Source organism: Vibrio genomosp. F6, from assembly GCF_005146325.1.
In the GTDB taxonomy this organism is placed as follows: Bacteria; Pseudomonadota; Gammaproteobacteria; order Enterobacterales; family Vibrionaceae; genus Vibrio; species Vibrio cortegadensis.
This window is the reverse complement of the sequence record NZ_SYUT01000019.1, coordinates 74,394-101,052: the sequence shown is the minus strand read 5'-3', so window position 1 is coordinate 101,052 and position 26,659 is coordinate 74,394. Positions and strand designations below refer to the sequence as shown.

The window sequence follows — 26,659 nt, the reverse complement described above, 5'->3', positions numbered from 1 at the left end:
AATGCCGCTCAACGAGAGCGGCATTTTTTTAGGTGATTCGTTCGAGTTCCGTGATGTTGTCTAGCGCTTGTTGATTGGTTTTCCCGCAAACATCCGGACAAGCTTTAAAAGCGTGACACACCTTTGGTCGTTCCGGCTTACCAAAGAGTTTGCACAAGTTGTCATCGTTAAGTTGAATACAACGAACTCCTGCCGGCTTTCCTTTTTCCATCCCTGGTATAGAAGAAGATATGCTAGGGGCGATACAACAAGCGCCACATCCGAGTCTGCAATCCATAATAAGTACCAGTTGAAATGATTAAGGGGCGCGATAGTAGCAGAAATTATCCATGCGCACAGCAAGGAGGATAACTTTTTATCCTTGCACTTTGTGTGTCATGGCGGTATAAATCGCCTCCCACGTAATAAGTAAAGAAGTAGACTGATGAGCACTCCATTCTGGCAAGAGAAAACCCTAGGACAAATGACTGAACAAGAGTGGGAATCTCTTTGTGACGGTTGTGGGAAGTGTTGCTTGCATAAATTAATGGATGAAGATAGCGATGATGTTTACTACACCAACGTTGCGTGCAGCTTACTCAATAGCAAAACCTGTTCATGTAAAGATTACCCAAACCGATTTGAATCTGGTGAAGAGTGCTTGAAGCTAACTCGCGATAAAGTTGACGAGTTTAACTGGTTGCCTGAAACCTGTTCTTACCGAGTGCTAGCGGAAGGAAAACCTTTACCTGCATGGCATCCACTGATCACAGGTTCAAAATCTGCAATGCACGCAGAGGGTGAAAGTGTACGAAATAAAGTAGTATACGAAATTGATGTGGTTGATTGGGAGGACCACATTTTGAATCACCCAAATCGTAACTAAAGACATGCACTAAGATATATCGTAGCCCAATAGATAGCCAAATTTCTAAAATAAAGCCAGCGGATAATTCCACTGGCTTTATTTTTTCGATTCATGCCAGTTCTCGTCCACCCAAATACTATTCACTAAACTCTAACGAATATTCACCACTTATTTAGAACTCGTGGTGTACACTTAGACTATCTATATGAAACAAAGACTTGTCATAGGTGAGGTTGTCATGGAACCGTTTTTCCGTCGCTATTCAATTTTCTCTTTTTTTAGTTTGTTGGTGTTACTTGCCACTTTTGTTATGCCTAGAGCCTTAGCCGAGGAAGAGGTTGAGGCTCCGGTTTTATCGAAAGTGGAGCAAAATATTGCGCAAGTTAATCAGGATATTCAAGAGTTATCGAATGCATTAACTACCGCAACAGGTAATGAGAAAGACGCGATTCAACTTCAACTGTTCCAAAAAAATGATGATCTACGCTCTTTTTTGGCTGGAGCGGTTAGCCGAGGAACCATCCCTAAAGATAAACTGATTTCTCAAGTTAAAATGCAGCAAAAATACTCCCAAGGCGCTGCGATTTATTTAGAAGAGAAAATCCGAGCGCTTAATGAAAAAATAAATGCCGCCACGGATGAACAACGGCTTGCAATGCTAAACGAGTCTCAAGAGTTGCAAACCTATCTTGATACGGTTGTGGAGGCTAATTGGCAAAATATCGAATGGCTTAAAACCCTCGGGGTGGACGAAAGCAAACCGGAGAAAATGTATCGGGAGTTGGTAGCAAAGCGGCTAAGGCTGACCTATGCATCTGTTGAATATTTTAACCAGCAGGTCAAAAGTGTTGGAAAGCAGTTAGCGGTGAGCCCTGAATCAGAAAAAGCGTCGCTTCAATTGAGCCAGTTAGTCATCAACCAACGACTTGATATTGCGGTTGATAGTTTGCGCTCCATGCTCTCTATTGCCGATAAGCTTGATATTGATACCTCAGAATATAAGCGTTTGATGTTTGAAGTGACGGGAAGTATCACTCAGGATTTACTCGACAGTAAAGTGCTCTGGTCTTTGGTGACAAATTGGTCTTCGGACCTTTGGAGTTGGGTGGCGAACAATGCGCCTCAGCACGTCTTCCAGTTATTTGTGTTTGTATTCATTCTGTTTGCAAGCAGTGTTGCGGCAAAGTTAGTACGTAAGATCACTAGCAAAGCGGTTGTATCAAAAAACCTGAAATTATCGCAATTGATGCAGAACTTTTTTATCACCATATCGGGCAATGTGGTGTGGGTTCTCGGTATTTTAGTCGGGCTATCTCAATTAGGGCTTAATTTAACACCAGTTCTGACCGGTTTCGGTATCGCGGGTGTCATCATCGGTTTTGCATTGCAAGATACGTTATCGAACTTTGCAGCAGGTATGATGCTGCTGATTTATAAACCATTTGATGTTGGCGATTTTGTTTTTGCTGGTGGAGTCGATGGTAAGGTGAGCCATATGAGCTTGGTTAACACAACGATCAAAACCTTTGATAACCAAATTATTATTGTGCCCAATAGTAAGATATGGGGTGATGTGATTAAGAATGTGACGCATGAAAGAGTTCGCCGAGTCGACATGATTTTTGGTATTGGCTATGGCGATGACTTGCTAAAAGCGGAGTCTGTTTTGACTGACATTGTTACCACCCATCCTGCTGTGTTACGAACGCCTGAGCCCGCAATTAAAGTACATACGTTGAACACGTCTTCTGTGGATTTCATAGTCCGCCCTTGGGTGAAAACTGAGGATTATTGGGATGTGTATTGGGACGTAACGAAAGAGGTTAAACTGAGGTTTGATCGTGAGGGGATCTCGATTCCATTCCCACAGCAAGATGTTCATCTGCATATGGTGAAAGGTCAGCAAGAGTTCTGAATAGGTGTGTAACAGACACTTTCTTCCATATGATCTGTATGACTACTTTATAGGTATGGCTACTTTAAAGTAAAAAGCGCTCCGTTCAGAGCGCTTTGACCTGATTATTTTACTTGGTCTTTAATATATTGCCCCAGTTCAGAGTGGTGCATAATTTTTGACACTGGGATAATGTTTTCTGCTGGTCCCCACGCAAAAACGTTCACTGGCGTGTGCGTATGAGTACCAGTACCCCAAACGGTGTTTTGGCCAGTTGCTTGTTCTCTTGCGAGTAAATTACCACGGTCGTTGTAAGGGAAAAATGCATCAAAGTCGTTTATCGCTGGTACATTCTCGGCACCTAAATATTTATGGCCAGCAAGTCTGTATGGGTTGGGCTTACTCTTCATTACTTTTTCCGCTTGAGCTTCTGTAATTGGGAATTCACTATTTTGGTTCACTATCTCTGCCAGTTTTGCTGGTGTTTGTTGGGCTTTATCGAGTTTTTCAAATGCGCTGATCATGCCGTAATAACTCTGTTTTTGATTGTACAGGCCATCTAAAATTTCAAACTTTCCGAAATTGAAGTTAGGGGCATAACTGCGTTTCTCAAAAGCTTCGCCAGTGCGTTTTTCTGGTTTTGGTAACTTATCTGAAGAGTAACTAAAGCCGAATGAGCCTGTCTCATGGTCGGCAGTGACGATAATAATTGTATCTTCACGACCTTGAGCCCACTGGTAGACCGAGTTTACCGCCTCATCAAACTTAATCATTTCGTGCAGCATTGTTCCTGCATCATTGCTATGACCTGCCCAGTCGATCTGTCCTCCTTCAACCATCAAGAAAAACCCATCCTCATCTTTTGATAAGACATTGAGTGCTTTTTCTGTCATCTCTTTAAGCGAAGGTTGAGTGCGGTTCGGATCGCGTTTCGAGTTGGTATAAGCGATGCCGTCATTCATTCCTGAATAGGCGAAGAGCCCTAATAATTTATCGCCTTGAGCACTGTCTAACATGGTTTTGTTAAACGCTAAGCTGTAGCCATCAGTTTGGGCTTCAGCGAGTAGATTTCGCTCATCTTTGCGTTTTGATTTAAGGTATACATCACCGCCTGTCAGAGCTTGTAGATCTTTATAAGTTTGTTTTTTGTCATTCGTCGACTTCGGGATCCAGTGACGTAATCCGCCAGACAACATGACATCAACACCAGTATGTAGCATATCTGATGCAATATCATTCTCTAAAGAACGATGAGGTTGATGAGCCGCAAAAGAGGCCGGAGTCGCATGCGTTAGACGTGTATCTGACACCAACCCTGTCGCTTTACCCATGCGTTTGGCTTGCTCTAATACTGTTTCAACATGATCGCCATTTGAGTTGATACCGATAACCTCTGAACCCGTATAGATACCCGTTGCTAGCATTGTAGCTGAACACGCGGAATCAACCACAATCGCATCTTCTGGATGAGTTAATGATGATCCAATTACGCCTTGTTGAGCGAGCTTATAGATAGCCGTTGTTTCTCCTTTATATACGGAGTGCGGCGCTCGATTAGCGTATGTTTCAAGTAAACCAACTTGTTGCGGTCCCATGCCATCACCAATCATTAGGATGACATTTTTTATCTCAGCAGATAGAGCAGAGAAGGAGAGCGTATAGGTTGCTGCGGCTAAGATAAGTGGTTTGATTAACGGCTTCATTTTCTATTCCTTATTGATAAAAGCGGGCTTAGTTAATCATTGATATGTGACAGTTTTAATAAACTAATAGAAAACTATTATGACAGAAAAGAAAATTCAAGAAGTGGGTTATCGGTTTGTGCTATTTACAAGTAAGGTGATGGCTGCCGTGTGAGATTGTTGTTTTTGAGGGAGGAAGCTAAGAAAAGGAAGAGTTTACGTTCACGGCAAATTCTGGGTGAGATACCCATTAACGAAATTAGCGTATAAGGTTGTGTAATAGATCGTTCGAATCAGTTAACCCGACTTAGCTGAGTTACGCTAAAGCTAAAATTATGCCGCCAACGGTTACCGCTGCGGAAAGATATTGCCCTGCCGAATATGAGCTGTCTTGCTCCTCTTCAATTTTTTCAGGACTATCCATACCAAGTGCGCCATGTGTGAATGCCTCCACTTTTTCTCCAACCGTTTTATCTTCTGCTGGTTTAGTGCTCTCTTTATCAATTTCTTGTAAAGCAGCAAGGAGAGCCTTACCTTCATTGGATAGCGTGACAGTATTTTTCTCTACTTTCAACGAGGTAGCAACGGCACTGGCTTTATCGCTGTCTATTTGAGGCTTGATCTGTTGCTGAGTGTTAACTGTTGCTGAACTCATACCTACAGGTGTCATGGTGCTCTCCTTTCCTAACCTTCAGATAATATATCGGCAGGTTCGTGAAAAACTTGTGTAAATTAGATTCAATTTGGATAAAAAACGCTCGAAAGGTAATGTGCAAAAAATGAGCCATCTTGAACGTATGGGTATTAGGTAAGAGGAGGGGATTTGAGTTTTAGAAAGGAAATAGATGTATCTCTTGGCCCTGTTACTTATTAAGTGAATAGGCACCAAGAGAAATATCATTAAGGGCTAGTCACACTTCAGATCTTTGTTGCGTTGGCTGAGAGCTTTATAAGCTTTCATTCTATTTTCAGGTTTAACAAAACGGGTTGGGGGATCAAGAACAAGCAGTTGATAATCTGAACTGTTGGGTTGAAGCTGAGTAACTGGCGTGATCACCACAATGTTCAATGCTGAGTTACGATTGAGGATTGAAGTTGCGGTGCCCAATCCACCCTCAGTATGAAACTTTCCTGCAATGTGCATCACTTGTTTATCAGGGTTTTGAGCTAAGTAATGGGTGATACTTTCTGCCATCGTTTCATCCCAGCTAATCTGTGCGGAGTACTGCTTTTCTGTCTGCTCTGGTGTTCCGTGGTGCAGTGATGCCATGAATTTTTCTTTATATTCAGACGCAGAATTATCGACCGTTTCGGCAATGTCGCGACGTTGTTGAACGGGAAGCGTTTCTAAATACTCTAGCCCAACTCTCCCTATACACTGAACGATGGCTTTTGGCGCGTTTGCTGCGATCACATCGACCTGATTCGACTTAGCATATTCGATGAGAGGACGGTAATCACTTTCATAATTGGGCCATGCATTCGCTTGCTTCGTGAATGGTTGTTCGCCAATCTCTCCTGCAAGATACTGATGAAGTACAGGTTGTGAATCTCGTGAGAATTGCTCCATCGACAGAGTGATATTGGCCTTTTGAGTATTTAGCTGTTTGAGCAAATCGGTTTGAAAACGGTGTATCGCTGAGTGCGTATGCCACTCGCCAATTAAAATGACATCGGCGTCAGTAATGTGTTCAGGAAGCGCACTTATTGACAGTATTTGGCCAGTCGGAGTGGCAAGTTGATAGTCGTAGAATGTGTGGACTTGCTGATTTTGAACCGCAGAGACGGAAGCCGAGTGGAGCACATTTTCAGATTGTGGGCTAAAAATAGACGCTGCCGAGCAACCTGTGAGTAGGGTGGTGAGAAAAATAAAAATAATACGCATATGCGCCGCCTCCAAAAAATAAGATGGTGATAATAATGGAGGCGATTATATTTATCAATAATAATGAGTATCATTCTCGATAAATAATGGCAAAAGCCTTTTTGACTTTTTGATAAAAGCCTTACTGTTTGCGGTAGACTCTAAGCATAAAATCAGCTTCGCACTGAAATAGTGATGCTGATTTAAGTTCTTGTCGAAGTTCATCGCTGGCTTTCCAAGCAAAAGGGGTCATTTGTAATAAGTCGAACGCCTCTTGGCCTGGCAAATCCATCATGTAGTTCAATTTTTGCTGATGCTCCAGCGCAAAGCCTTCAATCTCTTCTGCTTCTTCACTGTGTAGCTTTACTCCATCATAAATACGCTCTCTAAGCTGATATAAATGACGGCCAGCAGGTGTTACGGTGATAACAACACCATGATCAGACACGCAGCGTACAAGCTCATCTGCTTTACATGGGGCATAGATACGTAAAATGGCATCAAGAGAATGATCTGCGAAAGGTAAGCGATGGCTTGAGGCTACTGAGAAGTGACAATTAGTGTAGCGTTTAGCTGCATAACGAATGGCAACTTTAGAAATGTCGAGTCCAAATACGCGAGCATTTGGCGATTGAGCCGTGATGCTTCGTTCGAACTGATCGGTGTAGTAACCTTCGCCACAACCTATATCAAGAAGTTGATGGTTGGTATCTGCTAAATATGATTGGCATAGGCGAGCGACTTCTTGACGCATAGGATCGTAGTGATTTCCTTCCAGAAAACGTCGACGAGCTTGCATCATCTCCTTATTATCACCTGGATTTTTACTGTGCTTATGATGTGCCGGCATCAGGTTTACATACCCCTCTTTTGCCAAATCAAATTGATGGTTCTTGACGCATTTAAAGGTTTTGTCTACTTGCGAAAGAGCCTGTTGGCATAGTGGGCATTGATAAGCCATAACGATCCTTGGGAGTTATATTGCTACTAAAAAATAAGGCGCAAGTTTACCAAAACCGCGCCTCATGTCACCAATAAATACGGCGACGCTCTCTCGCCGAATTCATTTTATTCAATTAACAATTTTTATGCTTACTGAGTTATTCAATTGGATTATTTAACCAAAATTTCAGTAACGAGTTGGTGGCTTTCACCTGGCTGCAATGTCTTACCCATTTCGATGCTTGGGGCATGTAAAGCCGATTCTACACATAACATGGTCAAGTAGCCGTCATCAGTCATATCACTCATACCCTGAGCGCCTTGAGCCCACGGGTTCCACAATACGGCTGAATTATCGCCTTGGTTTTTAACCACAAGAGTGCGTTGTAGTTGGTCATCTTGAACTTCAATCTGTTCCGCTGGAGAGGTGTAAACGCGATCAATGGTATCGGTGAGTGTTAGCACTTCTCCACCTTGGCATACTTTCGCATCAAGTAGGCTATCAATATATTCAGAACCCATACCGGTAGTTTGAGTTTGGTGAATATCACCAACATTGAGGTAGGTATGGAGGGCTCCTGAGAAAACCCATGGCTTGGTATCGGTGTTGCTGACATCCAGAGTGACTTTCAGTGTTTCTGTTATTTCGATGTTTACGCGGGCTTGGAATTGATGCGGCCATATGGCAAGAGTGCGCTCATTTTGTTCGAGCCCTAGGCTAACGATGACGCCATGATGGTTTTCTCGGTGATCGATCAGTGTCCATTGGCTCGTACGTGCAAAACCATGAGCAGGTGCGGCGATGCGACCAAACCAAGGCCAGCAGATAGGAATGCCTCCACGAAATGCTTTTTCAGTATCGAATTCTGCATTGTCACTTAGCCAAATGACATCATCTTGTCCTTGAGGTTTGAACCATAAGACGTGCCCACCGTGCAGAGAAATACCTGCTTCTGCTTTTTCGTGGATCACTCGAACAATTTTAATACCGTTTTTTTCAATGATGGTGACGTTGTCAGATAGAACTGACACTGTTGGAAAGTGGCGTAAAGTCATTAGATACTCCTTGAGTAAGATTGCATTCGATTGCCGACGTGCACATGGGCAATCGAATGCATTTTAGTAAATGTGTGTTTGCAGTATTGAACCGAGATATTGCAAGACGATCCTAAGCTTTAAAATGTGCAGTTAGCAGTTAGCAGTTAGCAGTTAGTTCTGATTTCTGAGGTTAATGCTAAATAGCAGGTACAAAAAAGGCGACAATTAAGTCGCCCTTTATACTTAAAAGATTCGAAAACCTTTCAAGTTAGCTTTCAAAGAAAGTCTAAACTAATGCTTACTTAGAGATGTGAGCGATTAGGTCTAGAACTTTGTTTGAGTAACCGATTTCGTTGTCGTACCAAGATACAACTTTAACGAATTTGTCAGTTAGTGCAACACCAGCTTTAGCATCGAATACTGAAGTTTGAACTTCACCGATGAAATCTTGTGATACAACTGCGTCTTCAGTGTAACCAAGAACGCCTTTAAGTTCGCCTTCAGATGCTTCTTTCATAGCAGCACAGATTGCTTCGTAAGATGCAGCAGTTTTTAGGTTAACTGTTAGGTCAACTACAGAAACGTTAGCAGTTGGTACACGGAAAGCCATACCAGTTAGAAGGCCGTTTAGTTCTGGAAGAACAACGCCTACAGCTTTAGCAGCACCAGTTGAAGATGGGATGATGTTTTGAGAAGCACCACGGCCACCGCGCCAGTCTTTAGCAGAAGGGCCATCTACAGTTTTTTGAGTTGCTGTAGTAGCGTGAACTGTAGTCATAAGACCAGATTCGATACCGAACTTGTCGTTAAGAACTTTAGCTACAGGAGCTAGACAGTTAGTAGTACAAGAAGCGTTAGAAACGATGTCTTGACCAGCGTAAGTGTCTTGGTTAACGCCCATAACGATCATAGGAGTTGCGTCTTTTGAAGGACCAGTAAGAACAACTTTCTTAGCACCAGCAGTGATGTGCTTACGTGCAGTCTCGTCTGTTAGGAAAAGACCAGTAGCTTCAGCAACAACGTCTACGTTGATTGCATCCCACTTAAGTTCTTCTGGGTTACGCTCAGCTGTTACACGAACAGTTTTACCGTTAACGATTAGGTTACCGCCTTCAACTTCAACAGTACCGTTGAAACGGCCGTGAGTTGAATCGTATTTTAGCATGTAAGCCATGTAGTCAAGATCGATAAGGTCGTTAATACCTACAACTTCGATGTCATTACGTTCTTGTGCTGCACGGAATACGAAACGGCCGATACGACCAAAACCATTAATACCAACTTTGATAGTCATTATGTTGCTCCACAACTTAATTTCTGATTTAAGATAACTGGTAGTAAAATTACAGAACCCGGTTACCATCTGCAATAGATAATCCGTCTTAACTTGTTTAAAGTCAAAAAAAAGCATCGCTTTTCTTAACATTCTTATGCAAATGATTACTTTTTGAACGTAAACGCCTGTTCGGGGCTCTTCCAGTTGGGGTAAAATGCCCTAAAATGATAAAGCAATTTAAATGTTTTGTGTCCAATATGTCACGGAAAGAAAGTATGTGCTACAAAAGGCCGTTGGTGCAAGTTTTTATGCAAAATAATGAATGAACTAATTGCAGATATGGAGAGATGTTAACATGAATAATGATGTTAATAAGATGCGAAAGCCTGATAAACACTGGCGTGGGGCTTTGTCTGATGCCGAATATAAGGTTTGTCGGGAACAAGGAACAGAAGCGCCTTTTTCTGGAAAATTATTGCACAATAGAGAGACGGGTATCTATTGCTGTACCTGCTGTCAGTCGCCGCTGTTTATCTCAGATAACAAGTATGATTCAGGTTGTGGCTGGCCAAGTTTCGATGCGCCGATCAATGATGAAGCGATCCGATATTTAGAGGATACAAGTCACGGAATGAAGCGACTCGAGATCCGCTGTGCTGCATGTGATAGCCACCTAGGTCACGTTTTTCCTGATGGGCCTCCAACAACAAATGAAAGATTCTGCGTCAACTCAGTGTCGTTAGTTTTCAACAAAAAAGAAAAAAGCGGTGAATAATTCACCGCTTATTGTCTCATTCTTTCAATGCTTTATTAAACGAGAAGCTCAACTGAGCGCATAGTGTTTATTGTAGCTTGTCTATTTTAGGCAGCATGTTTCGAGAATAGTTACCGTCTTTTATCTCGTCAGCGATATTTTCAGCGATGGTGTTGAGTCGGTCGACTTTTTCTTGATCAAAACCATACATTCGCTGTAAGTCTCGTTCCGAAGCAATGGGAACTTCAAACTCTTTACCGACAATAGCCCAAATATAGGAATGTTCAGAATACCCAAGAGACTGGTTAATGCTCGCAAGCGATTTTACGATTTCGCTATTTAATTTATCTGGCTTGGTTAAGACTAGGGCATTGTGCAATAAAGAAATGGTTTTCGGTTTATCACGAGTCGTGTAGAAGGTCGCAAGTGCGTACTGTAGCTCAGCGGTTTCGAGTTGTTTTGTCCCTTCTAAGCGCAAAAATTTTCTACGTGCATTGTCACTGCCAATTTGGCTCCATAAAAAATAGAGCGTGTTGGGCGCAGTAGAGTTTTTTAACTCTCCGGCAATACGTTCTTTTTCCGCGATGCTGTGTATCAGAGCGTTAAAACGTTTTTGTTTCAAAAGAGTTTGATCGATAGGGGCGATTTGAGATGCGAGTTCTAGGCACTTGCTGTAAGCAGCGACAAATTCATACTCTTTGATCTTATTGCCATCCGTTGGATTTTTCTTCACTTCAAATCGGTGCCAGATAAGATCCGTTCTCGGTAAACGGCATTGACCATCATTCATATTGAGTTGGTCACAACGTAGATCTGGGTTGTTATTACACAGTTTTTCTGTGGTGTTATTATTTTCAAAGCAGCCACTAACGATGAGCGGGACAGAAAGAGCGACTAGCCATTTTAGAGTTTTCATTGTTACTCTCTTGTGATCGAATAGACTTATTTTTTTAACAATCCTTGACTCAGTTTATCAACGGGTTATGTTCTGTCTGCAAGTGGTCAATATAAGGTGCATTATGAACCCAGAACAATTACTCGACGCGATGACTCCTGAAGTTTACGAACGTTTAAATTTTGCTGTAGAAACAGGCAAGTGGCCTGAGGGTACATCACTTTCTAAAGAGCAGCGAGATTCATGTATGCAAGCTGTGATGTTGTATCAATCTAAGCATAATGTAGATGCGCAACATATGACAGTTGCGGCTGGTGGTGATATTAGCTTTAAGTCGAAAGCTGAATTAAAAAAACAGTTTCGAGCCGATCAAAGTGATATCGTGAGAATGAACGTGAGTCGTGGCTAATACGCCATTTCTAATACTAAGCTTAATAAAAAAGGGTTAATGAATACGTTCATCAACCCTTTTTTGTGTGTCATGACGGTAGTGTGGGTACTATTTTATAGGCTCATTTCACCACGCAGAACTTGCTGCATTTTGGTTTTAATTTCGTCATAGCTTAAGTTTTGGCTAAGTAAAAAGTGTAGCTTAGCTAACGCCGCTTCTGGGGTCATGTCGAAGCCGCTAATCACACCTGATTCCGCAAGAGCACAGCCTGTTGCATAACCCCCCATATTGACTTTTCCAGCCAGACATTGCGTTAGGTTGACCACTATCACGCCACGCTCAGACGCATCTTTTAAGTGGCTTAGCAACTCAGGGTTTTGTGGTGCATTACCTACTCCAAAAGTAAGTAAGATCATTGCTTTTACAGGCTGTAGCAATGTATTGCGAATGACTTCGTGTGAAATGCCAGGGTACATTGTAATTACACCAATAGGTTGAGGTGTAATATCGTGAACCTTAAAAGCGCCTTCAGGTTGCTGGTTGACCGTAATGCTGCTGTTTATCTGGATGTTAATCCCTGCATCTAGTAGTGCTGGCATGTTTGGTGAAGTAAATGCGCTGAAACCATCTGCGTGAGATTTAGTACTACGATTACCTCTCATCAATTGATTATTGAAAAAGAGCGACACTTCATTGATAGGGTAGTTGGCTGCAATATGAAGCGCATTAAGCAAGTTAGCTTGACCGTCAGAACGTAACTGAGCCAGAGGGATTTGTGAACCCGTTACGATGACTGGTTTGCCTAAGTTCTCAAGCATGAACGATAAGGCCGAAGCGGTATATGCCATGGTATCAGTACCATGAAGAATAACGAACCCATCATACTTATCGTAGTTTTCTCGAATATCATCAGCAATTTGTTGCCAGTCCATTGGTGTCATATCTGAAGAGTCGATCAGAGGTTCGTATTCGTGGATCGTGTAATCTGGCATTTCTGGTCGATGAAACTCAGGCATGCTTTGTAATTGTTTTTCCATGAAACCAGCGACAGGAACAAAGCCATGATCTGATTTTTGCATGCCGATGGTTCCGCCTGTGTAGGCGATATAGATATGTTTTCTAGCCATAGCTTGAAATCACTTAATGTTATGTAGGGAACAGGGCTGCGATTATATATCCAATCGTCACGCAATAAAAAGGGGAGCCTCACATAGAGACGCCCCTTTTATTCGATAGTTGATACTCAGTTAACTATTATTGAACTTGGCAGTTTAAACAAAAAGCATATTGCCCTTTAGGGTCGTTAAAACTGTTGAGTAATTGAGCGTCTTGAGTTAATTGTTCTGAGATAGGGCGAATGCTCGCAGGAAGCAAAGAATTAACATCTAGCCCAACGGATATCTGAACTTGATTGATAAACTCCTGTATAAATTGCTCTGCTGGTGAAAGTGGCTCTTCCACCCAGTAAATATTGTATTCACTTAATTGTGCTAGCTCAGCAGCAAGCGCAACAGCATCATCGAAATCACCCATTTTATCGACCAGGCCATGTTTCAATGCATCTTGGCCTGTCCAAACTCGGCCTTGAGCGACAGAGTCCACTTGTTCACGGGACATGTTACGGCTCTCACCAACTAACCCAAGGAAGCGATTGTAGCCATGTTCAATTCCTAGTTGGAAGGCATCGGCTGCGCCTTTGGATAAACCTTTCGTGATCCCAACGTCGGAGAATGGTGATGTTCCTACGCCATCAGTGTATACCCCTAGCTTATTAAGGCCTTTTTCGAACGTCGTGATCACACTGAAAATACCAATCGATCCAGTCAATGTTGTCGGCTGAGCCATAATTTGATCGGCCCCCGCGGAAATCCAGTAGCCACCAGAAGCAGCAAGACTAGACATAGATACAACTACGGGTTTTCCAGACGCTTGAATCGCTTGAACTTCGTTGCGAATAACTTCTGATGCGAACGCACTTCCACCCGGGCTATCAACACGTAAAACCACCGCTTTAACTTTGTCATCATTTCGAGCCTGACGAAGTAGAGCGGCTGTTGTGTCTCCACCGACAGTACCGCGTGGTTGCTGGCCATCAAGAATAGCGCCACTTGCAATGATCACTGCAATATCGTCACTCGCAGTATTGAGCTGTGGTGCAAGTGTGGTGCGATATTCGTAATACCCCATAGCGTTGTAGCTGTCGTTACCATCACTGCCAAATACATCAGCCATTGCTGCTCTAACTTGTTGTCGAGTCGCAAGTTCATCCACTAAACCTAGTTTCAAAGAGAGAGCTGCAAGATCACCATCGACGGATTTCATCAGAGCAAGGAACTCTTTCATTGAAGGGTTCAGTGTTTTGACATCTATTTGGCGATTATTGGATACGTCATCAACATACGCGCCCCATAATTGAGTCAACCAACGTGATGCAGATTGTTTCGCTGCCTTTGACATATCATCGCGAATGAAAGGTTCAATGGCTGATTTATATGTACCGACACGGAAGACATGGGTATTGACGTCTAACTTTTCTAGTAAGGTTTTGTAATATAAGGAGTAAGCACTATACCCTTTGATCATTACGCCACCATCAGGAGACAGATAAACCTTATCGGCATAACTGGCTAAATAATATTGGCTCTGATTATAAAAATCGCCAATGGCGTAAATAGGTTTACCTGAAGATTTAAACTCATTGAGTGCTTTAGCGATGTAACGCAACTTCGTTAAATTGGTTTCTGGTAATTCACGCAAGGCGAGCACAATACCTGTGATTTTTTCATCGTCTTTTGCGGCTCGGATGGTTTCCACAATATCGAAAAGCACATTCTCTTTTGGAAGATCTTGTCCAAGCAGTGAGCCTGTGACTGAATCCATTGGATTGATTTGGCGACTTTGCTCCACAATCGGCCCAGAAAGATTAAGAACCAGTGCTGACTCTTTCTGTACTTGCGGTTGTTCGGCATTACCATGGAAATAGACAAAATAAACAATGGCAATACTGAGCAAAAAGAGCAGGTTAGCCAGAGCAAGACGAATAAAAGTAATGGCTTTCCAAATACCTTTAAAAATCATGCGTATAAAGTTAAATACTGTTTTCATCGGGTCCCCACAACTCATATGGATGAGTGCTGATGATTAGTTGGAGAGTAAACTCAATAATATTAGTTACTTATCCTACGTTAATTGTTTGAAGCAAACCACCTCAAGATTGACACGCCAGCGTTGATTCTTATCTATGTGATTATCAACCATTAGTTTTTATTTTAGCTTCTCTTTCAATGTTTTGTTGCTATTTGAAAGTAGAACAAGATGATCGGTGTTACAAAATTGTAAACGGATGTTTGATTTTTTGTCTGGTGAGTAATATTGTGGTCAGACCACAAAAACTAGAATGAAAAGTGATGTCAGCCATGTACCCACATTTATTAGAGCCATTAGATCTAGGATTCACTCAGTTGCGAAATCGCGTTTTGATGGGATCGATGCATACAGGTTTAGAAGAGCACAAAGAAGGTTTGCAAAAGCTTGCCGCGTTTTACGAAGAGCGAGCGAAAGGCGGTGTTGGCCTAATAGTGACTGGGGGCTTCTCTCCGAACTTACGTGGACGTTTACATCCATTAAGTGCGGAGTTTAGTAAGCCAAAACATGCGCGAGCTCATCAAGTGGTCACTGAAGCTGTGCATAAACATGGTGGGAAAATAGCACTGCAAATTTTACATGCTGGTCGTTACGCGATGCACCCTTTTGCTCAAAGTGCGTCTGGCATGAAAGCGCCTATCGCTAAATTCTCTCCAAGCGAAATGAGCCCTCGTCAAATCAGAAAAACCATTGATGCCTTCGCAAACAGCGCCGAACTTGCACAGCTTGCAGGGTATGACGGTGTAGAAGTGATGGGATCAGAAGGGTATTTGATTAACCAATTTATCTGCAAACGCACCAATATGCGATATGACGATTGGGGCGGTAGCTACAAAAAACGCATTCGATTCCCATTAGAGATAGTGAAAGCAATTCGTGCCGCCGTCGGAAAAGACTTCATCATTATTTTCCGTTTATCCATGCTCGACTTGGTTGAGCAGGGCAGTACATTCGAAGATGTTGTTGAGCTTGCGCAAGCACTCGAAGAAGCAGGTGTCACCATTATTAATACGGGCATTGGTTGGCATGAAGCACGAATTCCAACGATTGCCACGCAAGTACCGCGCTCAGCATTCTCTTGGGTCACTGAAAAAGTAAAACCTTATCTAAAAGTACCAGTGATCACATGTAATCGAATCAATACGCCGGACGAAGCCGAAAAAATATTAAGCACTGGGCAAGCCGATATGGTGTCAATGGCGCGTCCATTCCTTGCCGACCCTGAATTTGTATTAAAAGCTGAGCAAAATAATGCGCAATTTATTAATACCTGTATCGGTTGTAATCAAGCGTGTCTAGATAATGTATTTAAAGCGAAACGAGCCAGTTGCCTAGTCAACCCGAGAGCATGTCATGAAACCGAGATTGTCGTTCAGCCTGCTGAAGTGAAAAAACGTGTCGCGGTCATTGGGGCTGGCCCAGCGGGGCTCTCTTGTGCAACCACCTTATCGGAACGAGGACACCAAGTGGATCTCATTGAGCGAAATGATCGAATTGGTGGTCAATTTCGCTTAGCAATGCAGATCCCGGGGAAAGAAGAGTTCAGGGAGACGATTCGATACTTTGCTAACCGTATTGATGAGACAGGTGTGAACTTGAAGCTGGATACTGAAGCGACATTCGAGATGCTTAATGATTATGATGAAGTGGTGATGGCATCTGGTGTTGAACCGCGTAAAGTGAAAATTGACGGTATTGATGATCCCGACAAAGTTGTCGATTACCAGACATTGATCAGAGAAAAAACACCCACGGGTGAAAAAATTGCGATTGTTGGTGCTGGAGGAATCGGTATTGATGTCGCAACCATGTTAACCGAACCTGTCGGGCATAATTTAGATGACTGGTTGCATGATTGGGGTATTGATAAAGAGATGTCACATCCGGGGGGCTTATATCCATACCCAGATTCATTCAGTGATAAAACGGTATGGGTTCTACAGCGTAAAGTAGGACGAGTAGGAAAAGGGCCGGGTAAAACGACAGGATGGATCCATAAGCGCACATTAGAAAAACGTGGTGTGAATTTAATGGGCGGGGTTAGTTACAACAAAATTGATGCCGAAGGGTTACACATTTCGATTAAAGGTAAGCCGCAGTTACTTGAGGCTGATAAAATTGTCATTTGTGCAGGTCAGGAATCGGTGCGTCCGTTTGAAGACAAATGGCATGATTTAGGGGAAAAACTTCATGTAATCGGCGGGGCGGATCATGCCGGTGAACTGGATGCCGTTAGAGCAATACGTCAAGGGGTTGAATTGGCGATTAAGCTGTAAGCTATTGAAATAGTATTGAGGTTTAAAGTGTTCACATTGAGACTTATTATCGTTTATGTTCTATGCTAGAGTGAAAGGAGATGGATATTTCCTAATAAAAAGAAAAACAAAGCGATAAATAAGGATTCATTATGGATGCGTTAGATCTCTTGCTTAATAGACGTTCAATTGCCAAATTGTCATCACCAGCACCAGAAGGTGTTGTGCTTGAAAATATCATAAGAGCAGGGTTGCGAGCGCCAGATCATGGAGCGTTAACCCCTTGGCGATTTGTGATTTCACAAGGTGAGGCGGGGCTACAAAAGTTAGCGGATATTTTAGTGAAAGCGGCAGTTTCTGATGAAAGTGAAGATGCGGTGATAGAAAAGGTAGGGAAAGCGCCTTTTCGTGCACCCATGGTCATTACCGTGATCGCGAAAGTGACGGAGCACGATAAAGTGCCTGCATTTGAACAACATCTTTCTGCTGGCTGTGCGGCTCAAGCGATGCAAATGGCTGCTGTAGCACAAGGTTTTCAGGGATTTTGGCGCTCGGGAAAATGGATGTTTCACCCTCAAGTTCGCGCAGCTTTCGGTCTTGAAGGGGAGGACCAAATCGTTGGTTTTCTCTACTTAGGCACGCCGGGTTGCACACCAATGCGAGTTCAAGAGCGAGACTTGGATAAATATGTCGAATATTTATAACTATTATTAGCAATAGCTGTATAAAAAAACAGTTTTTCTTGATTTGTTGAGGCCACATTAGATAATGTGGCCTTAATTGTTTCTAATCTGTCTCAAAAATAGAATTTCATTACTATGCCTCGTCTTATTATCGCCGAAAAACCCAGTCTTGGCCGTGCTATTGCAGCGGCACTTCCTAATCCTCAAAAAAAAGATCAAGGTTTCATTCGTTGTGGTAATGGGGATATCGTGACTTGGTGTATTGGACACCTGTTAGAGCAAGTAGAACCAGACTGCTATGAAGAGAGATATAAAAAGTGGAACTTAAATGATTTGCCTATTGTGCCGCAGCAATGGCAATTAAGAGCGCGTAAAACATCGAGTAAACAGCTTACGGTTATTCGTAAGTTACTCAAGGAGGCGACACATATCATTCATGCGGGTGACCCAGACAGAGAAGGACAGCTATTAGTTGATGAGGTGATTGACTACTGCAAAGTGAGTAAGACAAAAAAATCGGCGATGGAACGGTTGTTGATCAGCGACTTAAATTTACCTGCTGTGAAAAGAGCACTTACACAACTTCGAAGTAATAATGACTTTATTCCATTGTCAGTGTCTGCATTAGCACGCTCTCGAGCCGATTGGTTGTATGGCATGAATATGACCCGCGCATATACGCTATTAGGGCAGAAAGCTGGTTATCAAGGCGTGCTCTCTGTTGGGCGAGTTCAGACACCAATATTAGGGCTAGTCGTTCGTCGAGATGAAGAGATAGAAAATTTTATTCCTAGAGATTACTTCACCTTACATGCTTTGATCCCTTATCAAGATGGCAATCAGCAATTTGATATTCGGGCCCGTTGGAAGCCGAGCGAAGCCTGTTTACCGTGGCAAGATGAAGAAGGGCGTGTGCTGAATCGTAAACTTGTGGAAAATGTGGCTCAGCGAATAATGAACCAACCAGCAACGGTAACTGAGTCTGAACAGAAGCAAACCAAGCAATCTGCACCATTACCTTATTCGTTATCTGCACTGCAAATTGATGCTTCTAAGCGATTTGGTATGAGTGCTCAACAAGTGCTGGATGTCTGTCAGTCACTATACGAAAAGCACAAACTGATCACTTATCCACGTTCTGATAGTCGTTATTTGCCAACGGAACATTACTCGCAAGCTAGGTCGGTGACTGAGGCGATAGGCAGTAACAGTAAAGAGTTAACAGAAGCGGTTCAAAACGCTAATTTATCCCTTAAATCAAAAGCATGGAATGATAAAAAAGTCGATGCGCACCATGCCATTATTCCAACGCCTAAGAAAATGTCGATGAATAGTTTGTCTGCCGATGAAATGAAAATTTATCAGCAAGTGGCAAGGCAATATCTGATGCAATTTTATCCAGCAGCCGTTTATGCAGAGGCTAAATTGGTGTTTGATATTGCTGGTGGTGTGTTTATTGCGAAAGGCCGTCAATTGGTGTCGCCTGGCTGGAAAGCCTTGATGGGAAAAATTGAAGATGATAATGCAGGAATGGATAGTGTTCCACCTTTAACAAAAGGTAGCGTATTAACATGTCGAGAAGGTGAGATTAAAGACCGAAAAACTGAACCGCCAAAGCATTTTACTGAAGCCACTCTATTACAAGCAATGACAGGTATAGCTCGATTTGTCGAAGATAAAGAGTTGAAGAAAATTCTTAAAGAGACGGATGGATTGGGCACTGAAGCGACACGAGCAGGTATTCTTGATACCTTGTTTAAAAGACAGTTACTCAAGCGCCAAGGAAAAACCATTTTAAGTAGCGAAGCGGGTCGTGGGTTAATTCATGCTTTACCTTCTGAGTCTACCTATCCCGATATGACAGCGCATTGGGAACATCAACTTCAAGGAATGGCAGAAAGAAATCAAGCCTATCAGCCATTTATGCAAGCGTTAGAAACTCGAATCGACCATTTAATGCACACCGTAAAAACAGGTGATATTCCAGAATCATTGAGGCAGCTCCCTAAGGTTGAACGCCCTGCTTTTAAAAGAAAGAAGCGAGCTTACAGCAAAAAGAAAAAGCAGTAAGGTTCATGGGTAGAGAGGAAAGAGAACAGTTTCTTTGATCTCCGTATTCACTTCATTAATAAAAAACCCGACTAATGTCGGGTTTTTTAGTCTCTAACGGTTAGATATTAGTTTAGTTCAAATTGTAATCCGTCAACTAACCAACCACTGGTCCATACATTCATCTGTTGTATTTGCTTTCCTTGAGGAATAGTGAATGTTTCCACGACTTTGTTTGAAGCGTAATGTTTAGAGCCCATGAGAATTGATGAGCCATTTTTGAAGGTGAACTTTAAAGCAATAATATGATTGCCACCCCAGTAATAATCACCAGAGGTTACTTGGATAGATTCAACTTGAGCTAAATTGACAGGCGAACGCAATGCTCCACCATCCCCACCGGCTAAATGATCAAGGCTTGTACCTAAAGCGTCAATCGCGAAACCAGAACGTACAAATAACGTTTGATCGTTTAATACATGATGGCTAGAGATCTCTCCTGTTTGGCGACCAAAAATGGGAGACTTCGTATTGTTTACAACGCCACGTAAGGTGCTTGAACGATAAGTATTGTGTGTTAACCAGCTAGATGTTGCCCTGCTTGGGATCGACCCATCTTGACTGATATTCGAGAAATGGTAAGAGTGTTGGTTCCAAATACGTGTGGCATTTTTCCATGGCTTATCATCGTCCGCAGATTCATACACATAGACACCATGATTTATTGCATAAGGACGGTCATAATCATTAGCAACGACAATTAACTCTGCATTATCGTCACCTGCAAGATCGACAACAATTGGATATTCCCACAATGTACCTGAAGAGTTATCAATAGAGCTTAATACACGACCTGTTTGACCATCAAGAATACGAACGGTTTGACGATCTTGAACTAACACCTCATCAATGTCGTCATTATCGAAATCGAAAGCGGATACCCCAATTTTGCCACTATTTATGTCATCATTTGGTACTGACCACACTTTTTCCCCTTTGAAATTATACATATCCACGGCTGAATAGCCCGCATAAACGATGCCTTTGACATCGTGGTTGTCAGGTACTGATGCGATTTGAAACTGCAAGCCATCGACCAACCAATATGATGTCCAGACATTGATACTTTTGATAAAGGAGTTGTGTGGCACGGTCACTCGCTCAGTTTTGATATGATGAGAGTAGTAACGTTTTGAGCCCATCGATACTTGGGAGCCATCTTTTAAATAGAAATCTAAGGCAAGGACATGATATCCCCCCCACCAATATCGACCTGAAGTAATATCTATTGCTTCAACTTGAGAGAGATCTATTGGGCTATTTAAATACCCGCCGTTACCTCCTACTACTGAACTAGGCGCAGTCCCAATCGCATCGATAGCTGCTCCAGAACGAATCCAAAGCTTATCACTCTCTTCAATGGTAATGGTTGCTGAAGGTGAGCTGTGGTAATTGGCGTAACCGAAAATTTTTGACAAGCTTGTTGTTATTTGAGTTTCACGACCTAAAAAATTTGATACAGCTTGAACACCTCCCCCTGAATTTTCGAGGTTGGTCACTTCCCACTTTGTGGTTCCATCATGTTCCAAGACAGTAAACACACTATTTTCAGCTGAATTATACGTTGCTGGTACAGACACGATAACTTCTGGTTGCTTATCGTCATCGAGGTTGACTAAAGATGAGAACCAGACTGTATCATTGGCCTGGTATTGCCAATCGAAAGAACCGTTACCTTGATATAAAGCACCACCAGTAAAGACTTCTGCTCTTGAGTCGCCATTAAAATCACCACTAATCGATGACGGAGCCCAAGGGTGACTGAACACTAAACCAGTATCGTAATTGTATACAGCATTGGCTGAGAGAATCTCAATCGAGGCATCACCATCTAGATCGGCTAAAGAGATATCACCGACAGATCTCCACCCACTTTCCACCTTTGGAATTTGTTTTTTTATATTGCCGTCGACATCAAGAATATTGATAAAGTTGCTAGAGCTACTGGTTGTGACAATTTCCACAACGCCATCACCATCAAGGTCAGCAACTGCAGGAGAATAACGAGCATCAGCGATAATAGCACCGTTATTGTAAGCCCACAGTTCAGCACCGTCCGTGCCACTTAGAGCTCGAATTATACCGCCTTTCGCGTAATCTTTGTTCTTAAAGGTGATGATGATGACATCAGCGACATCATTATTATCAATTATATTGTCGCTATTATCGTCATTGAGTTGAGCGACAACAGGGGTTGCCATTACCTGAACCGAACTTGGCTCAAATTGACTCTGATTCCACGACCATTTTAAATTTGTATATATTTCATTCGAGTGAATCGTATCTGCGTGTGCTGTGGATAGGGCTGACGATATAGCGCCTATGGTAAGAACAAAATACTTGAGCGACATGAAAGCTTCCTTCTAATTCGCATGTTTGATAATTATTAAAATAATATAGGTGTGTCTGAAATATTAAATTAGTACTGGTAGTTATGAGCAAATCAGGTTAGGGGATGCTCTAGGGGGAATTGTCTATATCAGGTAGATAAAGTTCAACTGAAAAGGAGGATAACATTGACTCATTAATGAGATGTTTCATAAATAAGAATTAAATTAAGAGGCTCTCACCATTAATAATAAAAATTAAATACGGATTGATATGCTACTATTCTCTGTTGGTTGGTATGTTTTTTTTGAGGCTATAAATTATGAAAGGATTAATTTTACTATTTGCATCTCTTAGTCTACCGATCATGAATGCACAGGGTAATATATACGATGTGACCTATTTTGGTGCCATAGCAGATGATGGTAAAGATGACAGTTTAGCTTTTCAGTCAGCGTTAGCAGAATTAAATGATGACGATACGCTAATGATCCCAAATGGGCTTTATGATATTTGTCGAACTATTTCGTTGTTCAGTAAAAGAAATATATCGATTATAGGGGCAGGAAAAGCTGAACTAGCAAAGTGTGATGACTTTGTTGGTGAGTATCTGTTGTATATTAAGCACACGACAGATCTGATGATCTCTGATGTCGTATTTACTGGATTGAATAATGGAAACAGTAACCAAGTTTGGGGAGAACAGGGGCTGTACTTAGCCAGTACCAAAAACAGTATGATAGTAAATAACGAGTTCTATCATTTTGGTGATGCGGCATTAAGGATAACGACAAGTCCTGACGAAGGAAAATATGCCGTTGGTTCTGAAGACATAATAGTAATGAAGAATAAGTTTCAGGGATGTGCTCAAGTAACAACGACTCAAGCAACAAAAAATACATTTGTCGGAGGGAGTAATGATATTTCTATTATCGAAAACCAATTTGTTGAATGTTCACTTAAATTATCATCAAGAACAGAAGTGTCGAATGCAAAAGTTATAAATAATGACTTCAATAATATTAACGGAAGCGCCGTGGAGTTAAGTTATTACTCAGACGTTCTTTTTGAAAATAACAATTTATCAAACATTGATGGATTCTTGTTGAATATCTACCCAAACTCTAGATCAGACAGAAAGGTTAGTTGGGGTGGATTGAGAATTAATAATAATCAGTTTAGCTATTCTCAGCAAGGAATTAGATTGCAGAGTTATTCTGATTGGGAACAAGCAACTAGCCCTATTGAAAATATATCTATAACAAACAATGAATTTCAAGTCATCACATTTGATGGTGTGAGTAACCCTCAATATCAAACAGCGATCCGTACAATAACAAAGGATGAGCGCTGGTCATTTTCTAACGTCGCTATAAAGAATAATTCATATAGAGATGAATATACGTTTTTATTCATCGATAAAAACGTAATTGATATCGATATTGAGGGAAATAATAGTATTCCAGTTGAGGCTAGTATCGATTAGTCTTTGAATACGCTTAGAGAATACTCTATGTGCTGACCAGATGCTACATCATACATCTGCGTAGTGAGCACATACTCACCTTTAGGATAACTTGCATCGAATCTGAATCCACGAGCTTTAGTATACGAGTCTTCTCCGCCAATAGTTAGAGCTTGTCTAGAGTTAATTGGGATGTTGAGTCCGTCAGGGCCTTCTGCGGTTATCCAAAACTCAACACTAGCAGGGATTTCTCTGGCATTTTGAACATCAATATAAAGAGGTAGGTAACCGCCCTCACTTGGAATACTCGACGCAATAGATAAAGAAACTTGTAAACTTAGACCGTCAATAACTGCTGGATTTAATAAATCAACGCCCTTAACAAACTGGCTTGACTCTTTAAATATTACCCCGGTGTCAGTATTTACACCTTCAATAGATACAGTATATAAGCCATCTTCCATATAATCACGAATCCAAATTCCTCGACTGAAACTGAGAATACTTCCAGTTTCTACCGTCTCAATATTAGAGTTATCGCCTTGCACTACTGATTTAGCAGGGAAAGATAAACCTTTTGGGCCTTTTACTGATAGCCAATATTTAATGTTTTCGAAGTCATTGCTTTTATTATTTATGAATATATCCGCAGATAAGTAGCCACCAGTTTCTTGGATATTTTGGGTTGATAGTTCAATGTTTGCAGATGTTTGTTGAGTGCTTTCATCGGCACTAACTGACATTGTCGTAAATAAAGAGGTAAAGCTAATCAAGAGCGAAGAGTATAATTTGTTCATCTTAACACCATAAGTTATTTAATAAGGGGTGAATTTATTTCGAAATGAGTCTAGCAAGCAAATATTCAACGCACAATAGGCGTTGATTTATCAATAATAGAGTCAGAATAATAAATTAAAAAATTTTATTTCGATGAGAAATTTATCAAGGAGATGATAACCAAGGCTCACTTTTTACTTTAATAGTAGGCGTTTTTGAAAAAATGAACTTGTTATAACTTACTGTAAATAAAGCCTTTTAATGTTATTTAAGAATGGATCAGGCGGGTGAGGGCAGATGACTGAGTCAGATTGCAAAGCTGATGGTTGAATTTTGAACACAAGCTGCTTCTATGTCTTAGAGCATGAAATTGTCAGCATAAAATAACTTTATATTTAATGTTAGTTGCAATTATGAGACAAACTCAGGTCGCGTCTTAAGATATTATCCTTGCCATCAAAAGACACAGGATATTCAAGAAGCGATTATCCTAATTTAGGAACTTGCTATTTGTCATGGAAAGAAAAAATCTATCAATTCTTGTCGTATGTGCTGGGAATATATGTCGTTCTCCAATGGCGGAAGCCGTTTTGAGGCAAAAGGCGCAGCAGAGAGATTTATGCTGGAAAGTTGATAGTGCTGGTGTCTTAAAATTTATTCAAGGGAAGGACCCCGATCCTAAAGCTATATGGGTTGCTAACAATCGTGGTTACAATCCTCTAGTTTCAAAGTCTAGGAGAATAATAAATGATGATTTTGAAACGTTTGATCTAATTTTAGCTGTTGATAAATCAACGCTTGCAGGCCTTTTTGATATTTGTCCATTTGAATATAGATATAAATTATCTCTATTTTTATCCCATAGTCTCATTAATGAAACAGAAATTCCCGATCCATACCAAGGTGGGATATCACTTTTTGAACAAGCATTTGACTTAATTGATGTTGGTTCTGAAGGGATCTTTAATAAATTTACTGCTTAGCGTGAGCCCTAATATCACGCAGAGCGCGAAAATATAAGTGTTTATAAACAATGATTATGTTGTTACTGCTGTAAATAGCACTCTAGAGGCGATATCTAGTGGCGGTAGCGTGCTCAAAATTTGTGATATCTACTGATTTCAATGTTGTGAAGTGAATCTCGACCTTGAGTAGGTATTTTAATTGGAATAACAGGAAGTCGATATTGTGAAAAAGGTTCTAATAGCATTTGGTACACGGCCTGAAGCGATAAAAATGGCACCATTGGTTCATAAAATGAAGCAAGACAGTCGTTTTGAAACGAAAGTATGTGTGACAGGACAACATAGAGAAATGCTTGATCAGGTCTTGGCATTGTTTGAAATTATGCCTGATTTTGATCTGAATATTATGGAGCCTGGTCAAACGTTAAGTACCGTGACAACTAAGATTTTAAATGGAATGGAGGGCGTCTTAAAGACGTTCAAGCCTGATGTAGTTCTCGTTCATGGGGATACAGCGACGACTTTTGCTACATCACTAGCCTGTTATTACCAACAAATAGCGGTTGGCCATGTAGAAGCGGGTTTGCGAACTGGAAATATTTATTCGCCTTGGCCTGAAGAAGCAAATAGGAAACTAACCGGAGCACTGACTCAATATCACTTCGCACCAACAGAGACGTCAAAGCAAAATTTATTAAGTGAAAATTATAGCGCTGACACCATTCACACAACAGGTAACACTGTTATTGACGCTCTATTTATGATCCGCAATAAAATCAACAGCGATTCATACTTGAAAGAGACGTTGGACCAACAATTTTCAATGCTCGATAAAGAAAAAAACCTCATTTTAGTCACAGGTCATCGACGCGAAAGTTTTGGCGGAGGTTTCGAACGTATTTGTGAAGCATTGTTGAAGACCGCTAAACAGCACCCTGAATGCCAAGTTCTTTATCCTGTCCATCTGAACCCAAATGTGCAAGAGCCAATCAATCGGTTATTGCGCGACGTTAACAATATCTTCCTCATTGATCCGCAAGAGTATCTCTCTTTTATCTATTTGATGGATAGAGCACACATCATTTTAACGGATTCTGGTGGTATTCAAGAAGAAGCGCCATCGTTGGGTAAACCTGTTTTGGTTATGCGAGATATAACGGAAAGACCAGAAGCGGTACAAGCCGGTACCGTTAAGCTAGTCGGTACAAATACACAAATTATTTATGAAGAGCTAACTCAATTGCTTTTAGATGGAAAGGCTTATGAATCGATGAGCCAAGCGCACAATCCATACGGTGATGGTCAAGCAAGTCAGCGTATCGCAGATATTTTAGCAAGATAAAATTTGAG

At 41.5% G+C, this 26,659-nt stretch carries 22 protein-coding genes; 10 read left to right on the top strand and 12 right to left on the bottom strand.

Going from position 1 to position 26,659, the window contains the following annotated elements:
• Positions 1–28: 28 nt before the first annotated feature.
• Positions 29–277, bottom strand: a complete 249-nt coding sequence (locus tag FCV43_RS06140; RefSeq protein ID WP_084654963.1) for a YkgJ family cysteine cluster protein — start codon at positions 275–277, stop codon at positions 29–31.
• Between the two features lie 147 nt (positions 278–424).
• On the opposite strand from FCV43_RS06140, the gene FCV43_RS06135 reads away from it, so the two are divergent.
• Both FCV43_RS06135 and FCV43_RS06130 read left to right on the top strand, forming a co-directional pair.
• Positions 425–865, top strand: coding sequence for a YcgN family cysteine cluster protein (locus tag FCV43_RS06135; RefSeq protein WP_017053080.1), 441 nt, complete (start codon positions 425–427; stop codon positions 863–865).
• Between the two features lie 220 nt (positions 866–1,085).
• Positions 1,086–2,762: a mechanosensitive ion channel family protein gene (locus FCV43_RS06130; RefSeq protein ID WP_136994485.1), complete on the top strand. Its 1,677-nt coding sequence runs from the start codon at positions 1,086–1,088 to the stop codon at positions 2,760–2,762.
• Positions 2,763–2,866: 104 nt separating this feature from the next.
• On the opposite strand, the gene FCV43_RS06125 is transcribed toward FCV43_RS06130, so the two are convergent.
• From FCV43_RS06125 to gap, 6 genes are all read right to left on the bottom strand, one after another.
• Positions 2,867–4,444 (bottom strand): alkaline phosphatase, encoded by a 1,578-nt coding sequence (locus FCV43_RS06125; RefSeq protein ID WP_136994338.1) that lies wholly within the window; start codon positions 4,442–4,444, stop codon positions 2,867–2,869.
• Positions 4,445–4,739: 295 nt separating this feature from the next.
• On the bottom strand, positions 4,740–5,093 hold the full coding sequence (locus FCV43_RS06120; protein WP_136994336.1) for a hypothetical protein: 354 nt from the start codon (positions 5,091–5,093) through the stop codon (positions 4,740–4,742).
• Between the two features lie 237 nt (positions 5,094–5,330).
• Positions 5,331–6,308 (bottom strand): ChaN family lipoprotein, encoded by a 978-nt coding sequence (locus FCV43_RS06115; protein ID WP_136994334.1) that lies wholly within the window; start codon positions 6,306–6,308, stop codon positions 5,331–5,333.
• A 121-nt stretch (positions 6,309–6,429) separates the two neighbouring features.
• A complete protein-coding gene (gene rlmA / locus FCV43_RS06110) occupies positions 6,430–7,248 on the bottom strand; it encodes a 23S rRNA (guanine(745)-N(1))-methyltransferase (RefSeq protein ID WP_136994332.1) in 819 nt (272 codons plus the stop codon).
• 152 nt (positions 7,249–7,400) lie between these two features.
• A complete protein-coding gene (locus tag FCV43_RS06105) occupies positions 7,401–8,285 on the bottom strand; it encodes a D-hexose-6-phosphate mutarotase (protein WP_136994331.1) in 885 nt (294 codons plus the stop codon).
• A gap of 280 nt (positions 8,286–8,565) precedes the next feature.
• A complete protein-coding gene (gene gap / locus FCV43_RS06100; RefSeq protein WP_029203427.1) occupies positions 8,566–9,561 on the bottom strand; it encodes a type I glyceraldehyde-3-phosphate dehydrogenase in 996 nt (331 codons plus the stop codon).
• Between the two features lie 319 nt (positions 9,562–9,880).
• Between gap and msrB the strand changes: the two genes are divergently transcribed.
• The gene (msrB, locus tag FCV43_RS06095; RefSeq protein WP_136994483.1) at positions 9,881–10,318 is read left to right on the top strand and encodes a peptide-methionine (R)-S-oxide reductase MsrB; all 438 of its coding nucleotides are present in this window, start codon (positions 9,881–9,883) and stop codon (positions 10,316–10,318) included.
• A gap of 67 nt (positions 10,319–10,385) precedes the next feature.
• On the opposite strand, the gene FCV43_RS06090 is transcribed toward msrB, so the two are convergent.
• Entirely contained in the window at positions 10,386–11,213 is an 828-nt protein-coding gene (locus tag FCV43_RS06090; protein WP_136994329.1) for a DUF2989 domain-containing protein, read from the bottom strand.
• Positions 11,214–11,316: 103 nt separating this feature from the next.
• Here FCV43_RS06090 and FCV43_RS06085 point away from each other — a divergent pair, with 103 nt between their 5' ends.
• The gene (locus tag FCV43_RS06085) at positions 11,317–11,601 is read left to right on the top strand and encodes a YeaC family protein (protein ID WP_136994327.1); all 285 of its coding nucleotides are present in this window, start codon (positions 11,317–11,319) and stop codon (positions 11,599–11,601) included.
• Between the two features lie 95 nt (positions 11,602–11,696).
• Here FCV43_RS06085 and ansA read toward each other — a convergent pair whose 3' ends face one another.
• Positions 11,697–12,710: an asparaginase gene (gene ansA, locus FCV43_RS06080; RefSeq protein WP_113799886.1), complete on the bottom strand. Its 1,014-nt coding sequence runs from the start codon at positions 12,708–12,710 to the stop codon at positions 11,697–11,699.
• A gap of 127 nt (positions 12,711–12,837) precedes the next feature.
• A complete protein-coding gene (sppA, locus tag FCV43_RS06075) occupies positions 12,838–14,688 on the bottom strand; it encodes a signal peptide peptidase SppA (protein WP_136994325.1) in 1,851 nt (616 codons plus the stop codon).
• A 302-nt stretch (positions 14,689–14,990) separates the two neighbouring features.
• Between sppA and FCV43_RS06070 the strand changes: the two genes are divergently transcribed.
• From FCV43_RS06070 to FCV43_RS06060, 3 genes are all read left to right on the top strand, one after another.
• Complete coding sequence (locus FCV43_RS06070) at positions 14,991–17,003, top strand: NADPH-dependent 2,4-dienoyl-CoA reductase (RefSeq protein ID WP_170961612.1); 2,013 nt, start codon at positions 14,991–14,993, stop codon at positions 17,001–17,003.
• Between the two features lie 131 nt (positions 17,004–17,134).
• A complete protein-coding gene (locus FCV43_RS06065; RefSeq protein ID WP_017053488.1) occupies positions 17,135–17,686 on the top strand; it encodes an NAD(P)H nitroreductase in 552 nt (183 codons plus the stop codon).
• A gap of 114 nt (positions 17,687–17,800) precedes the next feature.
• Complete coding sequence (locus FCV43_RS06060) at positions 17,801–19,735, top strand: DNA topoisomerase III (protein ID WP_136994323.1); 1,935 nt, start codon at positions 17,801–17,803, stop codon at positions 19,733–19,735.
• A 107-nt stretch (positions 19,736–19,842) separates the two neighbouring features.
• Here the strand turns inward: FCV43_RS06060 and FCV43_RS06055 are convergent, their stop codons facing one another.
• Positions 19,843–22,125 carry a beta-prism lectin domain-containing protein gene (locus FCV43_RS06055; protein ID WP_136994321.1) on the bottom strand — a complete coding sequence of 761 codons (2,283 nt, stop codon included), beginning with the start codon at positions 22,123–22,125 and terminating at the stop codon, positions 19,843–19,845.
• A 299-nt stretch (positions 22,126–22,424) separates the two neighbouring features.
• On the opposite strand from FCV43_RS06055, the gene FCV43_RS06050 reads away from it, so the two are divergent.
• Positions 22,425–23,588 carry a glycosyl hydrolase family 28-related protein gene (locus FCV43_RS06050; protein ID WP_136994319.1) on the top strand — a complete coding sequence of 388 codons (1,164 nt, stop codon included), beginning with the start codon at positions 22,425–22,427 and terminating at the stop codon, positions 23,586–23,588.
• Here FCV43_RS06050 and FCV43_RS06045 read toward each other — a convergent pair.
• Complete coding sequence (locus tag FCV43_RS06045) at positions 23,585–24,364, bottom strand: RbmA family biofilm matrix protein (RefSeq protein WP_136994317.1); 780 nt, start codon at positions 24,362–24,364, stop codon at positions 23,585–23,587. The genes FCV43_RS06050 and FCV43_RS06045 overlap by 4 nt on opposite strands.
• Positions 24,365–24,859: 495 nt before the next feature.
• Between FCV43_RS06045 and FCV43_RS06040 the strand changes: the two genes are divergently transcribed.
• Complete coding sequence (locus FCV43_RS06040) at positions 24,860–25,327, top strand: low molecular weight protein-tyrosine-phosphatase (RefSeq protein WP_136994315.1); 468 nt, start codon at positions 24,860–24,862, stop codon at positions 25,325–25,327.
• A gap of 205 nt (positions 25,328–25,532) precedes the next feature.
• On the top strand, positions 25,533–26,651 hold the full coding sequence (gene wecB / locus FCV43_RS06035) for a non-hydrolyzing UDP-N-acetylglucosamine 2-epimerase (RefSeq protein ID WP_136994313.1): 1,119 nt from the start codon (positions 25,533–25,535) through the stop codon (positions 26,649–26,651).
• Positions 26,652–26,659 lie beyond the last annotated feature (8 nt).